The sequence below is a fragment of the Kangiella sp. HZ709 genome (assembly GCF_009674675.1).
Classification (GTDB): Bacteria; Pseudomonadota; Gammaproteobacteria; order Enterobacterales; family Kangiellaceae; genus Kangiella.
In genome coordinates, this window is sequence record NZ_WKJC01000001.1 from 47,572 (window position 1) to 64,311 (window position 16,740).

The following is a 16,740-nucleotide window of genomic DNA, read 5'->3' on the forward strand; positions in this document are numbered from 1 at the left end:
GCAAAGAGTTAAATTGGTAATTAGCGTGAATTCACTAAGTCGTTAAGTGCTTCAGTGAGGGTGGGGAACTTAAATTCAAATCCTGAATCTTGAAGCGCTTGGGGTATGACTTTCTGGCCTGTTAGTAACAAATCCGAAAACTGACCCACGGCTAGTTTTAAAGCAAAGCCAGGCACAGTAAATGGAGCTTTTTTACTTAATTTATTAGCTATATCATCGGTTAACTGTTTATTGGTAACTGGATTCGGGCTGGTTAGATTAAACACCCCAGACAAGGCTTCGTTGTTTACTAGGTGCATAATTCCTCTAACCTGATCTTGAATATGAATCCAAGAAAACCATTGATTACCAGTTCCGAGTTTGCCACCGACACCAAATTTAAAAGGTGTTAGCATTTTTGGTAAAGCACCATCGTCACCTAACACTACCCCAGTCCGGATATAGCAACTTCTAATACCTAGCTCTTCAGCTTTTTGCGCAGCCTGTTCCCACTTTTGACAGAGCTTGACTTGAAATTCGTTTTTTCCAGCTTGTGATGACTCGGTAATTATTTCGTCTTTTCGGTCGCCATAAAAACCAATCGCTGAGCCAGAAATAAAAGCTTTTGGTCGAACTTCTGAAGTTGCCATCCATTCAACTAATTCATTGGTTTGATCAATTCGGCTTTGATATATTTTTCTTTTCTGATTAACTGTCCATCGTTTATTAGCTAGATTTTCACCACAAAGGTTAATAACCAAATCGACCTCAGGAACTTCTTCTAATGAGCTGCAAAGGTTAGTGCTACGGAAAAAGAATTCTTCTTTATATTGTTCTGGGTTTCTTGATTTGATCCATACATCAAAGCTAGAACGCTCAAGATGGGATATAAGGTTTCGGCCAATAAAGCCGGTTCCACCAGTGATTAACGCTTTTTTTCGCATCATAAAATCCGTTTAGGGAATAACTAACTCAGCGAGTATACACATATCAATGAATTATTCCTATATTGATAAAGTTACAATATGTTTGCAAATTGGGGATATATACTTAGCATTCGATAATGTGAACGGCTAAACCGCCGCGAGCTGTTTCTTTATATTTTTTTCGCATGTCCATACCCGTATCCCACATGGTTTTGATGACCTTATCCAATGAAACCTTATGTTCACCGTCACCTCTTAAGGCTAAGCGACAAGCATTAATCGCTTTGATAGATGCCATAGCGTTGCGTTCAATACAAGGAACTTGAACTAAGCCACCTACGGGATCGCAAGTTAATCCTAAGTTGTGTTCCATGCCGATTTCAGCGGCATTTTCAACTTGCTGTGGAGTTCCACCTAAAACTTCCGTTAAAGCGCCTGCAGCCATCGAGCAAGCAACTCCAACTTCCCCCTGACAGCCAACCTCAGCGCCGGAAATAGAAGCATTTAATTTGTATAAAATTCCAATTGCTGCTGCGGTCAAAAGAAAGTCGATAATACCTTCTTCATCCGCACCTGCTTTAAATTTCATGTAATAGAATAACACTGCAGGGATAATTCCAGCTGCGCCATTGGTTGGTGCAGTAACCACCTGGCCACCAGCAGCGTTTTCTTCATTAACGGCTAATGCATACAAGTCAACCCAGTCCATCGCCGACAAAGTATCTGTTGTGCTGTGCGGGTCGGATTTTAGTTTCATATAAATGCCATGAGCGCGACGCTTTACTTTTAAACCGCCTGGTAAGATACCTTCTCGATCGCAGCCACGCTTGATACATTTTTTCATGACGTGCCAAATGTCTAATAATTTAGTTCTTACTTCTTCCTCACTGCGCCAAGCTTTTTCATTCTCCATCATTAAAGTGGAAATTTTTATGCCATTATTTTTACAATGTTCAATTAATTCTGCTGCGCTTGAGAATGGATATTTAACTTGAGTAGTATCTTCCATAATAGGGCTGTCAGCATCTAAATCATCATTGACTACGAAACCGCCACCTACCGAGTAATAGGTTTTTGAAACTAACAATTCGCCATTGTGATCGTAAGCGTTAAATATCATGCCATTAGCATGTTTAGGCAAACTCTTTCTCTTATAAAGAATGAGATCATCTTTTTCATTAAAATTTATTTGATGTGACCCGTTGAGCTTAATTGAAAAGTTTGTGCGTATCGCTTCTAAACGTTGCGGAATAATGTCAGGATCAACCTTATCTGGGCGCTCACCTTCAAGCCCTAAAAGAACGGCTTTATCAGAGCCGTGCCCCTTACCAGTAGCTCCAAGAGACCCGTATAACTCGCTGGTTACTCGACTAACGTTTAAGAGCTGGCTACTTTTTTCCAAACCATCTACAAAGCGTCGTGCCGCGCGCATGGGTCCAACGGTATGTGAACTAGAAGGTCCAATACCGATACTAAACATATCAAAAACACTAATGGCCAATGGGTAATTCTCTTTATTTTGTAATTGCTTGAATTGTACTTAGAAAATACGGGTGATACTAGCTATAGCTAATCTGACCAGATGCTAAATTAGCTTAATAATTTTGAAAAGCTCACAATGATTTGAGCAGTAGCTCCCCAAATATTACGGCCTTGATAAGGCATAGAATAAAGTGGGAATTTTATTCCTTGGAACTCGCGATATGATTTTTTTCGATTGGTAGGGTCAAAAAGAAAATCTAGCGGCACTTCAAATGCTTCATCAACCTCATCAGTGTTAACCGTAAATTGATAGTCATTCTTTACAATACCAACAACTGGCTGAATCATAAATTGAGTAATGGTCGGTTGTAAAGCAAGCTTACCGATGACTTCTATTTGATGTTCATAGATACCAACTTCTTCTTCCGTTTCACGTATTGCGGTATGAATAAGGTTTTTATCAGAATCATCCATACGACCACCTGGAAAACTAATTTGCCCAGGATGGTGTTTGAGGTGTTGCGCTCTCTGTGTAAGAATCAGCTGCAAACCATTTGCTCGCTCAACAAGCGGTACTAACACGGCGCTAGGTTGCAGCTGAGTGACCTTGGGAGCTCTATGATTGGCATTATCTAAAGCTGTTTGAATGGCTTTAATAGTAACCATTAATGTTTACCAGCTAAAATGGGCAATATGCGACTAAGCTTATGATAAGTTTCTTGGTATTCGCTAGCTGCTTCTGAATCAGCGACCAAGCCACCGCCACCCCAAGTATGAATCAGACCATCTTCGGTCACCAATGTTCTAATGGTAATACTCGAGTCCAGGATTCCTCGATAGTCCAAATACATAAAAGAACCACAATAAATACTGCGTCTATGTGGTTCTAGTTCTTCAATAATTTCCATCGCGCGAATTTTAGGCGCTCCTGTAATAGAGCCCCCAGGGAAACAATTTTCGAGTAAATCAAAAGCATCTTTATCTTCAGCTAAATCAGCTTCAACGGTACTCACCAGGTGATGAACAGAAATAAAACTTTGTAGTTCAAATAACTTAGATACAGTGACTGAGCCATACTCAGCGGTCCGGCCAATATCATTTCTCAATAGATCAACAATCATTAAATTTTCGGCGCGATCTTTTTCGCTGGATAACAACTCATCAGAGAAAGCTTTGTCTTCGAGTGGATCTTTACTGCGAGGACGAGTCCCTTTTATTGGTTGGGTTACAACATGACTTTTGCCATCTTGCTGCTTTATTTGTATAAAGCGCTCTGGCGATAGAGACAAAATCTGCTGTTGCCCCAAATTCATATAAGCAGAAAAAGGTGCTTGATTGTGCTCGGTTAATTCTAAATAAGCATCCCAAGCATGCCCATTAAATTCAGCACTAAATCTTTGCGCCAAATTGACTTGGTAACAGTCGCCGGCATGAATGTATTCATGAACTTGCTTGAACTTTGCTTTATAAGTTTGTTCGTCCATGTTGGATTGCCAGGGACTTGTTAGTGTAAAACTTGGGTAACTAGCAGTTTGCTTAGCAGAGGCATACTGTTTGAACTCTTCTATTAAAGATGCCCAAGTGCTTTCTTCCATGGCATTGAACTGTAGAAGGTAGGATTTTTGATGAGCATGATCACTTATAAAAGCCCACTCATAAAGTCCAAAAGCCATCTCAGGCAAATGAATGTCCACTTCAGCCACCTCAGGAATCTCTTCAATTGATCGACCTAGATCGTAACTGCAATAGCCAGCGATGCCTCCATGGAAGGGTATATGTGATAGCTCTTGAGGAAGCGGTGCGTAGTTCTTAAGACCTGACTGGTAGAAGGTTCTTAAATCTTCAAATGGGTTATGGCTTAAAGAGAAATCAAAACCATTTAGGTAGCTCTTGTCGTTTGAATAGCTTATATAAGCTTTTGGACGGGCAAATATTAAATCGAATTTGGCAGCTTTGTGAATAGTCTTGCCGCTATCGAGTAGCATTGCCCATTTTTCATCTGCAAAATATCCAAATAATTGGCGGATTCCTGCCGGATCTCGGTAAGGGAACTCAACATATGCTTGAATAGATTTGTTCATTTACACCTAAAATGCTCAAAAAATCGACAAAAACAACTGATCATCAATTAATTGGCGTCTAAAATTTGGGAAACGCCTGATCGAGCAGTTATACTAATGAGCTGATTTTAGAGTTTTATTGCCAGGTTGTATAGAAACAATCTTTGGCCTTTTGATTAGCAATTTGGAGTTTCATTTCCATGAGTGAGATAAAAGCGGAAGACTTTATTGAAAGTGTAGCAGATGCTTTCCAATACATTTCCTACTACCACCCGAAAGATTTTGTGCAAGCCATGACTGCGGCCTATGAAAAAGAAGAAAGTCCAGCGGCTAAAGATGCAATGAAGCAAATTTTAGTTAACTCGCGCATGTCTGCTATGGGACATCGTCCAGTTTGCCAAGATACGGGCATTGCTATGGCGATTGTGGAAATTGGTATGGATGCCCGGTTTGATACTGGCGATAGTGACATGACGGTTCAGGAGATGGTCGATGAAGGAGTCAGACGGGCTTATTTGAATCCTGAAAACCCTTTAAGAGCTTCTGTCTTATTAGATCCTGCTGGCAAGCGAACCAATTCAAAAGATAATACACCGTCTGTTGTGCATATTAAGATGGTAAAAGGCGATAAGGTTGATGTGACCGTTGCAGCAAAAGGCGGTGGCTCAGAAAATAAATCTAAGTTTGTGATGTTAAACCCATCAGACTCTATTGTAGATTGGGTGGTGGAAACAGTACCTAAAATGGGTGCAGGCTGGTGCCCGCCAGGAATTTTAGGTATAGGTGTTGGTGGTACTGCGGAAAAAGCCATGTTGCTTGCTAAGGAATCCTTAATGGATCCGATTGATATGCAAGAGCTATTAAAACGTGGCCCACAAAACCGCGTAGAAGAATTGCGTATCGAAATTTATGAAGCCGTTAATAAACTAGGTATTGGCGCGCAAGGTCTTGGTGGAATAACAACGGTTATGGATGTAAAAATTAACGACTGGCCAACACACGCAGCTTCAAAGCCAGTGGCTATGATCCCAAACTGTGCTGCTACGCGTCATATACATTTCACATTAGACGGCAATGGTCCTGCTAAGCTAACGCCACCATCGATTGAAGATTGGCCAGCTATGGATTATGAAGCTTCTGAAGAGGCAAAACGCGTTGATATTAACAATATCAGCAAAGAAGAAGTTGCCAGCTGGAAACCAGGTGATGTGTTATTACTTAATGGTAAGATTTTAACAGGTCGCGATGCAGCGCATAAGCGAATTAAAGACTTGCTTGATTCGGGTGAAGGTTTACCTGAGGGGTTAGATTTTAAAAATCGCTTTATCTACTACGTTGGCCCTGTTGATGCAGTCGGCGATGAAGCGGTGGGTCCTGCAGGCCCTACAACCGCTACTCGGATGGATAAGTTTACTGACATGATGTTAGAGCAAACAGGATTGCTTGGCATGATTGGTAAAGCCGAACGTGGGGACGTTGCGATTGAGTCAATTAAAAAACATCAGTCAACTTATTTGATGGCCGTAGGTGGAGCTGCTTATCTAGTATCAAAAGCGATTAAGAATTCGGAAGTTGTAGCTTTCCCAGAGTTAGGTATGGAAGCTGTGTACGAATTTGATGTAGTGGATATGCCGGTAACGGTTGCAGTCGACTCGAAAGGTGAGTCAGTTCATAAGACCGGTCCAGCTATTTGGAAAGTAAAACTTAATAGTTAATTTCAGGAGACTAAAGTGTTTAATAAGAGCTTAAGAATATCGTATTGGTGGACTGTTGTAGTTTCTATTTTCCTCGGTGTTGCCTTAGCTCAAATTTTGTTGAGCGATCCCATTAATTTCATCAGTGTTAATGGTTTGGTCTTGTTAGTGGCAGTTGGATTAGTAGCTTTAGCTGTTCATACGTTTTATAGAAAAGCAAAAGATAAATAAAACAATAAAGTTAAGGAAAATCATGATAAATAGCCAAAAAGCTGTAAATACAATTGGAATAATTATTTGTTTGTTGGGAATTGGAACATTAATCCCTGGCTATCTTGAAAAAGGTTTTGAAGGTATTAATTTGCCAGCGTTATCCGTTTTTGTCGTCTTAGGACTAGGGTTCGCTACAGGTATTTTTACAAAAGGTAATAAAGAATGAGTGCAGGTTTAAAATTTCGTCAAGCGGTTGCAGAAAATCATCCGCTACAATTAATGGGTACTATTACAGCTTATGCAGCACGTATGGCTGAAGCAGTCGGGCACAAAGCAGTTTATCTTTCAGGTGGCGGCGTTGCCGCTAACTCGTTGGGTATGCCAGATTTAGGTATTTCCACTGCTGAAGATTTATTAGTAGATATTCGTCGTATTACTGATGTGTGTTCTTTGCCTTTAATCGTAGATATCGATACAGGTTTTGGTGGCACCTTTAATATTGCTAGGACTACGCGAGCGCTAATTAAATCTGGCGCTGCAGGTTTTCACATGGAAGATCAAGTCGCCACTAAACGTTGCGGTCATAGACCGGGTAAAGAAATTGTGTCGTTACAAGAAATGGTTGATCGTATTAAGTCGGCGGTTGATGCACGTACCGATGAGAACTTTGTGATTATGGCGCGGACTGATGCACTGCAAGCTGAAGGAATGAATTCGGCTATCGACCGAGCTAATGCTTGTATTGAAGCTGGCGCAGATATGATATTCCCTGAAGCCGTTCAAACGCTTGAACAGTACAAAGAAATTCGTTCAAAAGTAGATGCACCTATTTTAGCGAACATTACTGAGTTTGGTGCTACGCCGTTATTCTCGTGTGAAGAGTTAGGCGATGTCGGCGTGGACATCGTTTTATATTGTTGTGGTGCATATCGTGCAATGAATCGTGCAGCAGAAACTTTTTATAAATCAGTATTAGCCAATGGGCATCAACGCGATGTTGTCGACATTATGCAAACTCGTGAAGAGTTATATGCGCACTTGGGCTACCACGATTATGAACAAAAATTAGATAACTTATTTTCCGAAGGCAAAGAGAAATAAACTAAAGAAAATAGGTCAAAAAAATTAGTAAAGAATTTTATTTTAGGAGTTAATAATGTCTGAGAGCAAATTACCAAAACCAAAAAAGTCAGTAGCACTTTCTGGTGTAGCAGCAGGTAACACAGAACTTTGTACAGTGGGTCGTACGGGTAACGATTTAAGCTATCGCGGTTACGATATTTTAGATTTAGCTGCAAACGCTGAGTTTGAAGAAGTCGCACACCTATTAATTCACGGTAAATTACCAAACGCTGCTGAATTAAAAAATTATAAGCGTAAATTAAAAGCGCTTCGTGGTTTACCAGCATTAGTTCAAGACGCATTAGAATTGATTCCTGCAAACGCACACCCAATGGATGTCTTGCGTACAGGTTGTTCAATGTTAGGCACTGTTCTTCCTGAAAGAGAAAGCCAGCCAATGAACGAAGCGAAAGATATTTCTGATCGCTTAATGGCTTCATTCCCATCAATGTTATTGTACTGGTACCACTTCTCGCACAATGGCGTTTGCATTGATTTAGAAACTGACGAAGACTCAATCGCTGGTCACTTCCTACACTTATTGCATGGTGAGAAATGTCCTGACTCTTGGGTTCGTGCGATGCAGATTTCATTGAACTTATATGCAGAGCATGAGTTCAACGCTTCGACTTTCACAAGCCGCGTAATCACGGGCACAGGTTCAGATATGTACTCAGCCATTTGTGGTGGTATTGGCGCACTTCGTGGTCCTAAGCACGGTGGTGCGAACGAAGTCGCTTTAGATATCCAAATGCGTTATGACTCAGCGGATCACGCTGAAGCTGATATTAAAGAACGTTTAGCGCGTAAAGAAATTGTGATTGGTTTCGGTCATCCAGTCTATACGGTTTCTGATCCACGTAATGAAGTGATTAAAGAAGTTGCTAAAGAACTTTCTGAAGAACAAGGTGACATGAAGTTATATGATGTTGCCGAGCGTTTAGAAACGATTATGTGGGACGAAAAGAAAATGTTCCCGAACTTAGATTGGTTCTCAGCAGTTTCGTACAACAAAATGGGTATTCCCACTTCAATGTTTACACCTATTTTTGTTTGCTCACGTATTACTGGTTGGGCAGCTCACGTTATGGAGCAAAGAGTTGATGGCAAGATTATCCGTCCTTCAGCAAATTACCATGGTCCTGATGACCAAGAATTTGTTCCTTTATCTGACAGATAATAATTTAACCCGCGGCTTGCCCGCGGGTTTTGTTTTAAACAGCAAAAGAATTTAAAAGTTAATTTATGAACACCAATTTCCGTAAAGCATTACCAAATAGTAATTTAGATTATTTCGATACCCGTGAAGCGATTGAAGCAATCGAGCCAGGCTCCTATGACAAGCTGCCTTATACATCTAAGGTGCTGGCTGAAAACTTAGTACGTCGTTGCAGTCCTGAGACTTTAACTGACTCACTTAAGCAAATTATTTATCGCAAAACCGATTTGGATTTTCCATGGTTTCCAGCGCGGGTAGTTTGTCATGATATTTTAGGCCAAACCGCTTTTGTAGATTTAGCCGGTTTACGTGATGCGATTGCGGAGAAGGGTGGTGACCCTGCGCAGATTAACCCTGTAGTCCCAACGCAATTGATTGTGGATCATTCATTAGCAGTTGAACACGCAGGTTACGAAGAAAATGCTTTCGAGAAAAACCGTGCGATTGAAGATCGCCGTAATGAAGATCGTTTCCACTTTATTAACTGGTGTAAAACAGCGTTTAAGAACGTTAACGTAGTTCCACCAGGTAACGGCATCATGCACCAAATTAATTTAGAGCGCATGTCGCCAGTAGTTCAGATAAAAGACAATGTGGCTTTTCCAGACACTTTAGTTGGCACTGATAGTCATACCCCAATGGTTGATGCGTTAGGTGTTATCTCAGTAGGTGTTGGTGGCCTTGAAGCAGAAAGCGTGATGCTAGGTCGTGCTTCTTATATGCGCCTTCCAGATATTATTGGTGTTGAGATGAAAGGCAAGCCACAACCGGGTATTACTTCGACCGATATCGTTTTAGCCTTAACCGAATTTTTACGAAACGAAAAAGTGGTATCGAGTTATTTAGAGTTCTTTGGCGAAGGTGCCAATGCTTTAACATTAGGCGACCGCGCAACCATTTCCAACATGACTCCAGAATTTGGCGCAACCGCCGCCATGTTCTATATCGATCAGCAAACCATTGATTACTTAACGCTAACCGGTCGCGATGCCGATCAAGTTAAGCTAGTAGAAAACTATGCTAAAGAAACAGGCCTTTGGGCTGATGATATGATTAAGGCTGAATACGAACGCGTATTAACTTTTGATTTAGGCGCTGTGGGTATGAATATTGCAGGCCCATCAAATCCGCATGCACGTGTTGCAGTAAAAGATTTAGCAGATAAAGGTATTGCTCTTGAAAATGGTGACGGCGTTTACTCTTCAGAAGATGGTCTAATGCCTGACGGCGCTTGTATTATTGCAGCCATTACCAGTTGTACCAATACTTCAAATCCACGCAACATGATCGCCGCTGGATTAATAGCGCGTAACGCAAATAAACATGGCCTAACTCGTAAGCCATGGGTTAAGACTTCTTTAGCACCAGGCTCTAAAGCGGTAACTCTATATTTAGAAGAAGCCAATTTATTACCAGAACTTGAGCAGTTAGGTTTTGGCGTTGTAGCTTATGCCTGTACTTCTTGTAACGGTATGAGTGGTGCGCTGGATCCAAAAATTAAGCAAGAAATTATCGACCGCGATTTATATTCGACGGCGGTGCTTTCTGGTAACCGCAACTTTGATGGTCGTATACATCCGCATGCTGACCAAGCTTTCTTAGCCTCGCCGCCATTAGTGGTGGCTTATGCCATCGCGGGTTCGATTCGTTTTGATATTGAAAAAGATCCACTAGGTCATGACGCCAATGGTAAGCCAGTAACCTTAAAAGATATTTGGCCTACCGATGAAGAAATTAACGCAGTAATTAAGCAAAGCGTTAAGCCAGAACATTTCGCCAAAGTCTATGAGCCAATGTTTAATGTTGAAGTGGATATGGGTGAGAAGTCGAATCCATTATACGACTGGCGCGAAATGAGTACCTACATTCGTCGTCCGCCTTATTGGGAAGGTGCACTAGCAGGCGAGCGAACTATGAAAGGTATGCGCCCGTTAGCAGTATTAGGTGACAACATCACCACGGATCATTTATCACCATCGAACGCTATTCAAAAAGCCAGTGCCGCAGGTGCTTACTTGGATAAGATGGGCTTGCCAGAAGAAGACTATAATTCTTATGCAACCCACCGGGGCGATCACTTAACAGCTCAGCGTGCGACTTTTGCTAACCCGAAACTACTAAACGAAATGGTTTTAGATGATGAAGGGAATATCAAACAAGGTTCACTTGCACGTCTTGAGCCAGAAGGTACTGAAGGTCGCATGTGGGAAACCATTGAGACCTATATGGAACGTAAACAGCCGCTAATCATTGTTGCGGGCGCAGACTATGGTCAAGGCTCTTCACGCGACTGGGCAGCCAAAGGCGTGCGTCTAGCAGGGGTAGAAGTGATTGTCGCTGAAGGCTTTGAACGTATCCACCGTACTAACCTAATCGGTATGGGTGTTTTACCACTTGAGTTTACTAATGGCGAGACTCGTAAAGATTACGGCATTGACGGCACTGAAACTTTCGACGTAGAAGGCGAAATCAGCCCAGGCTCTGAAATGACTGTGGTAGTTACGCGTAAGAACGGTGAGCAAGTTAAGATCCCTGTGAAGTCACGTTTAGATACAGCAGAAGAAGTATCTATTTATGACGCTGGTGGTGTTTTACAGCGCTTTGCTAATGATTTCTTAGCGTCTAACGGTTAAGGAGTAAGACAATGAGTTTTGCTCCTCAAATCAAAGTCCCTGCCACCTATATGCGTGGTGGTACTTCTAAAGGTGTTTTCTTTAAGTTAACGGATTTGCCAGAAGCAGCGCAGGTCGCTGGCGAAGCGCGCGATAGATTGTTGCTTCGTGTGATTGGTAGTCCTGATCCTTATGGTAAGCAAACCGATGGTATGGGCGGGGCGACTTCCAGTACCAGTAAAACGGTGATTGTTTCTAAAGCTTCGGTTGCCGATCACGATGTGGATTATTTATTCGGTCAGGTGTCGATTGATAAGCCTTTTGTGGATTGGAGCGGTAACTGCGGTAACTTAACCGCGGCAGTTGGCTCTTTTGCTATTAGTAGTGGTTTAGTGGATGCGACACGTATTCCTGAGAATGGCATTTGCGTGGTGCGTATTTGGCAAGCCAATATCAAGAAAACCATTATTGCTCATGTGCCTATAACAAACGGTGAAGTCCAAGAGACAGGTGATTTTGAGCTCGACGGCGTAACTTTCCCCGCAGCGGAAGTGAAAATTGAATTCGTTGAGCCAGTATCAGGCGATACGCCCATGTTCCCAACGGGCAATTTAGTGGATGATTTAGAAGTTCCTGGTGTAGGTACTTTTAAAGCCACCATGATTACAGCAGGTATTCCAACCATTTTCTTAAATGCTGATGAAATCCCAAACATGCAAGGCAATGGTACTGACGGCGCTTTTAATGGCACTGAACTACAAAGCAATATTAATGGCGATGAAAAAGCACTCGCCATGTTCGAAACCATTCGAGCTTATGGCGCTATCAAGATGGGCTTGATTACTGATATTGAAGAAGCAAAAACACGCCAACACACGCCTAAAGTGGCCTTTGTTGCGCCAGCAAAGTCTTATACTTCCTCTAGCGGTAAAGACATTGCTGAAAACGATATCGACTTAAACGTACGCGCACTTTCTATGGGCTTACTACACCACGCCATGATGGGTACAGCCGCAGTCGCTATAGCAACCGCTTCAGCAATTCCTGGAACGCTGGTTAATTTAGCAGCAGGCGGCGGCAATAGAAATGAAGTCAGATTTGGCCATCCATCGGGTACGCTAAAAGTTGGCGCAGAAGTTGCGCAAGTCGAAGGCCAGTGGAAAGCTAAAAAGGTGATTATGAGCAGAAGCGCAAGAGTCTTAATGGAAGGTAATGTTCGAGTTCCATTTGAATAAATGCTTATAACAATATGATTTTAATGCAAATTTGCATTGTAAAAGCCGCTTGAATAGCGGCTTTTTTTATGGGATAAATATATTAGGAATTAAATATATATTAGGGATGAAATGGCAGAAATAAATGAAAGGCAGCGAAAAGAAAAAATATCACTTTATTTAATTAGAGATAACACCCTTGATGATGAAAAGTTCATAAAATTTGAAAAAGTTCAGGTGCCAGCTGCAAATTTAGAAATGCCCGATGATGTTAAAGCAACGCTCTATATCAAGAAAAACCCAAGAGATACTTTACCTAGTTGGACAAAGTTTCTCACTAATGATCAAAACCTAAGTAATACTGTTTTTTATCCTCCTAAAAGCTTATCAGCAGTTGTAGTGGTAAGAGCAAATAAAAATATTTTTGTATTAAGTTTTGGGATGGGGTTTCATCTCTTCAAAAGTCATTATATAGAAAGAGATTTCGGATTAAGGGTTACTTTGAACTCTGTTGAGCCAGAGCAATTAAGAAGTATAGATAAATCTAATTTTAGTGAAAACCCGCTACACTCCAGGACGCAAAGTACGAAGGCTGTTGATGCGTTTGAATTGTTGATTGATAGTGAAAGCGATCTAATGTATGCAATTACGGGCACCTCAAAAATTAAAGAATTTGGAAGTATCGTCACAGGAAGGGATGCACTAGTATTTAATACTAATAAAGAGTTTAAACAGATAGTTCCTATTCTTACAAAGGCAATAACATTATATAAATCAAAGCTTCCAAAAGAGTTTTCTTGGTTTGATGATATCAAAAGAGTGAAGTCGCCAGATTTAGTAAATAGTCTTGTGACAGAGTTAATTCAAAAACTCAATAAGAATAAGCTTTCTGATGTTTGGCTTGGAGAGCAAGGCATCGTAGACTGGGAAGAGCAGGTAGGATATTCCTTCTATTTGCGTGGGAATTTCGTTATTCATGAAACTTTAAATATAGAAGATCTATTAAAGTATTTAAAAGACTGTGGTAGAGATATATCTTACGAAAATTTAGAAAAACAAAACATACATATTATTGGGCCTGATCATAAGTCTGTTCAATCTTGGCGTGCTTATAATTGCTTATATGCAGAATTGAAATACGAAGATAAAATTTATATTTTAAGGGCTGGAGTTTGGTATGAAATAGAAACTAATTTCTTAAAAGTAATAAATGAATATATAGCCAAGATCCCTCTATACAATAAAAAGCTACCAATTTATGACTGTATGACAGAGAAAGAATACAATAATAAATTTAAAAAAATAGTTGGTTATGAGCATATGGATGCTAAAAATATTTCTTACGGAGGAGGCCAAAGTAAAATAGAGTTTTGTGATGTTATTTATAATAAATCTGAATGGATTCACGTTAAATATTATAGAGGGTCTTCTTGCTTGAGCCATCTTTTTTCTCAAGGGCAAGTAGCGTCAGAAACATTTATTAAAGAAGAGGCTTTTAGGGAAAAACTAAATGATAAACTCCCCCCGAAACTTCAGATTAAGGATGTAACTATCAAACCTAATGCTTCAAATTATACTATCATTTTTGCAATTGCGACTAATAAAAACATCCCTGAAGAACTCCCTTTCTTTTCAAAAATAACATTAAAAAATGCTTTTAAAAATTTAGATGCTCTTGGTTTTAAAGTAAACTTGTTAAGTATTGACATTGATCCTATTATCTTAACGAAGAAAAAAAATAAGCCATCTAAGAATAAAAAACAAACTACCGCAAGACCGTAAGTAAGAAAGTTTGTAATGATTGGGTTAGAGTTACTATTTAACGATTAATAATAGGATTTATTACTGTAATGGAAAATACCAAAGCTAGCTTGAAAGCTACTATTCTTAAATCATTAGATATTAAAACTAGTTTGGCAATATTAGTGGGTGTTATTGCCCCCTTTTTTTATTTTGTGGGTTGGCAGTATTCTAATGCATTTTATTTTGGTTTTGGCTCTAGTTATACAAAGGGTAGCCGTTCATTTCCTGAGTATATTGCTTTAGGAGTGCAAAAGTTTTTTGAGGCCTTTTTAGTGGGGTTTGCCTGGCTAAAGGGTTTTGTTTTAAGTTATGGATGGTGGTTACTTCTTGGCTTAGTAATTTTCACAATGGTGCAGTTGTTGTTACTGAATACCTTTGAGGATAAAGATGGAAAGGGAGCTTGGAAGAACTTAAGGAAATGGCTTGGAAAAGCATTCAATAATAAATGGCTCCACTATACTATTATTCCAGTTTTAACTTCCGGAGTAATGACCACTGCTTTAGCAGCCATCCTATTTATTGGTTTGTTTTTAGCTTCTGTTTTCTTTTTTGGTTACCAGTTTGGTACTTATAGCGTTAAAGAAGCAAAAGCTAATTATCAACCCTGTGTTGAGTCTATGCCTAACTCTAACCAAAACTGTACTTTTCTCTATAAGGATAAAAAGTTAATTCTAGCTGGCTTGTTCGTTGGTCAGTCGGATTCTCACATCAGTATTTATAACGGTAAGACTGAAACTATCGAGTTGGAAGGGATTAGGATAGTGCATCAGTTTAAATCTGAATAAGTTTTTTGTAAAAGAGTAGAGCAAATTTGTTTGCTCTACTAATTGATATTTTTTTATATTATAAATATTGATCTATATTCACTTTTCGACTTTTATTATTCGCCTCTTTAACTGCTTCTAACATGGCATCCAGTTTTTGACGATTAAAAGTTTTGCCATTAAGAATTACCGTGTCAATGGTTTGAGTATTTTTAATATCCATCAGTGGATTTTTATTTAGAATTACTAAGTCTGCACGTTTTCCTGCTTCGATGATTCCTGCGTCACTTTTCATTAACTCTGCTGGGTTGCTTGTAGCTGTTGCTAGCGCTTGTGTTGGAGTCATACCGCCATTGTTTAGTGACTGGATTTCTTTGTGTAGGGCAAAACCTGGTACTACAAGGAAACCGCCTGTATCTGAGCCTGCAACGATTTTTACGTTACGTTCTATCATGGCTTCTAATAGAATATGGTGCGCTTTTTCGCGAGCTGTCCAATAGACGTCGTATTCTTTGTAGTCTTGTTCATGCGAATGACTGGTGGCTTCGAATTGGTTGAAACCTGGTAACCAGCCGACCTTAAATCCAGGGATTAAATTAGTGCCTTCTACCAGCGCTGGGTTTACATACTCAATCGGTACACTTCTTAGCTTGCCTTCTAAATCGCTGAATTGGTCATGGATATTTTCCATATAAAGCAACACTGAGTTTACAGTTATATCTTTTGCTAATATATCGTCGATAATTTCTTGGCTACGATCTTGAACGTGCTTGTAGAAATTATCGCTACCTTTTTTGTTGATGGAACCAAACTCACGAATTAATACGCTGACGATTTCTTCTAGGTGAGCTAATTCGCGTTGCTGTGTCACCTTTAGTTCATCCAAGGTAAAGTCTAATGGGAAGTGACCAACGGTATGGGCTCCGAGCTCGGCAGCTAACTTGTTCACCGCACGGTAGCTTGGCATATCTAAATGATAAGTTTTAATAGCGTCATAACCGGCATCGACATAGTCTCGGATCTTGTCTTCGGCTTGCTCTAGGGTTTGAACTGCTTCATGGTGCGAGAAAAATTCAAATCCCTTGCCTTCGATATAGTCTTTGATATTAATCGGCGGAGAGGCGACGTACAATTTTGGGCCGATACGACCTTGTTCGATTTCCTCACGATAGTCTAGGCTTTCTGGGAAGCCGCCCATTTCTCGAATATGAGTGACTCCATTAGCAACGTATAGCAAGAGATCGTTAGGGCTTTTGTGCAAGTGGATATGCGAATCCACTAAGCCAGGAATAACGTATTTACCTTGGCCATCAATCATTTTGGCATTGGCTGGTATCTCAGCGTTATTGCCAACTGAGATAATCTTGCCCTTATCAAGGACGATGGTTTGATTAAGCAGCATGCTTTGGCCATCAGGTGATAGCACGTTGGCATTGGTAATGGCGGTTAGCTGTTGCGGTGTGGCAAAGGCCTTGTGATCGACTAATTCAGTATCTTCGCCATAGGTAGCGTTAATAGCGCCTTTGTACCAGATTAAGAAGCTTATGGTTAGAACTGTTAAGCCAGCTAGGATGTATAGGAACCATTTAGTGATTGTTTTTAACATTGTGAAACTCCATCAGTTGTTTTGATGGGTTAATTTCAACAGTTCG

14 protein-coding genes are annotated in these 16,740 nt (G+C 40.4%); 9 read left to right on the top strand and 5 right to left on the bottom strand.

Translation table 11 applies throughout. The annotated features are described in order from the left end of the window. Window positions 1-20: 20 nt before the first annotated feature. The 4 genes from GJS41_RS00265 to pabB form a co-directional block, all read right to left on the bottom strand. Complete coding sequence (locus GJS41_RS00265; RefSeq protein ID WP_227551215.1) at window positions 21-926, bottom strand: TIGR01777 family oxidoreductase; 906 nt, start codon at window positions 924-926, stop codon at window positions 21-23. Between the two features lie 103 nt (window positions 927-1,029). Continuing rightward, on the bottom strand, window positions 1,030-2,406 hold the full coding sequence (locus GJS41_RS00270) for an L-serine ammonia-lyase (RefSeq protein ID WP_154245346.1): 1,377 nt from the start codon (window positions 2,404-2,406) through the stop codon (window positions 1,030-1,032). 89 nt (window positions 2,407-2,495) lie between these two features. Then, window positions 2,496-3,053, bottom strand: coding sequence for a CoA pyrophosphatase (locus tag GJS41_RS00275; RefSeq protein WP_154245347.1), 558 nt, complete (start codon window positions 3,051-3,053; stop codon window positions 2,496-2,498). After that, entirely contained in the window at window positions 3,053-4,468 is a 1,416-nt protein-coding gene (pabB, locus tag GJS41_RS00280) for an aminodeoxychorismate synthase component I (RefSeq protein WP_154245348.1), read from the bottom strand. The genes GJS41_RS00275 and pabB overlap by 1 nt, the downstream gene beginning before the upstream one ends. 179 nt (window positions 4,469-4,647) lie before the next feature. On the opposite strand from pabB, the gene GJS41_RS00285 reads away from it, so the two are divergent. The 9 genes from GJS41_RS00285 to GJS41_RS00325 all read left to right on the top strand — a co-directional run bounded on the left by GJS41_RS00285 (window position 4,648) and on the right by GJS41_RS00325 (window position 15,109). Then, window positions 4,648-6,162 carry a fumarate hydratase gene (locus GJS41_RS00285; RefSeq protein ID WP_154245349.1) on the top strand — a complete coding sequence of 505 codons (1,515 nt, stop codon included), beginning with the start codon at window positions 4,648-4,650 and terminating at the stop codon, window positions 6,160-6,162. A 15-nt stretch (window positions 6,163-6,177) separates the two neighbouring features. Next, a complete protein-coding gene (locus GJS41_RS00290) occupies window positions 6,178-6,372 on the top strand; it encodes a hypothetical protein (RefSeq protein WP_154245350.1) in 195 nt (64 codons plus the stop codon). A gap of 22 nt (window positions 6,373-6,394) precedes the next feature. After that, on the top strand, window positions 6,395-6,580 hold the full coding sequence (locus GJS41_RS00295; RefSeq protein WP_154245351.1) for a hypothetical protein: 186 nt from the start codon (window positions 6,395-6,397) through the stop codon (window positions 6,578-6,580). Further along, a complete protein-coding gene (prpB, locus tag GJS41_RS00300; protein ID WP_154245352.1) occupies window positions 6,577-7,455 on the top strand; it encodes a methylisocitrate lyase in 879 nt (292 codons plus the stop codon). Before GJS41_RS00295 ends, prpB begins: the two co-directional genes overlap by 4 nt. 55 nt (window positions 7,456-7,510) lie before the next feature. Then, window positions 7,511-8,656 carry a 2-methylcitrate synthase gene (prpC, locus tag GJS41_RS00305; RefSeq protein WP_154245353.1) on the top strand — a complete coding sequence of 382 codons (1,146 nt, stop codon included), beginning with the start codon at window positions 7,511-7,513 and terminating at the stop codon, window positions 8,654-8,656. 65 nt (window positions 8,657-8,721) lie between these two features. Continuing rightward, window positions 8,722-11,328, top strand: a complete 2,607-nt coding sequence (gene acnD / locus GJS41_RS00310) for a Fe/S-dependent 2-methylisocitrate dehydratase AcnD (RefSeq protein ID WP_154245354.1) — start codon at window positions 8,722-8,724, stop codon at window positions 11,326-11,328. An 11-nt stretch (window positions 11,329-11,339) separates the two neighbouring features. Beyond that, window positions 11,340-12,542, top strand: coding sequence for a 2-methylaconitate cis-trans isomerase PrpF (prpF, locus tag GJS41_RS00315; protein WP_154245355.1), 1,203 nt, complete (start codon window positions 11,340-11,342; stop codon window positions 12,540-12,542). A 111-nt stretch (window positions 12,543-12,653) separates the two neighbouring features. Further along, window positions 12,654-14,303, top strand: a complete 1,650-nt coding sequence (locus GJS41_RS00320) for a TIGR04141 family sporadically distributed protein (RefSeq protein WP_154245356.1) — start codon at window positions 12,654-12,656, stop codon at window positions 14,301-14,303. 68 nt (window positions 14,304-14,371) lie between these two features. Continuing rightward, on the top strand, window positions 14,372-15,109 hold the full coding sequence (locus GJS41_RS00325; protein ID WP_154245357.1) for a hypothetical protein: 738 nt from the start codon (window positions 14,372-14,374) through the stop codon (window positions 15,107-15,109). A 58-nt stretch (window positions 15,110-15,167) separates the two neighbouring features. Here the strand turns inward: GJS41_RS00325 and GJS41_RS00330 are convergent, their stop codons facing one another. Next, entirely contained in the window at window positions 15,168-16,694 is a 1,527-nt protein-coding gene (locus GJS41_RS00330; RefSeq protein ID WP_154245358.1) for an amidohydrolase family protein, read from the bottom strand. Window positions 16,695-16,740 lie beyond the last annotated feature (46 nt).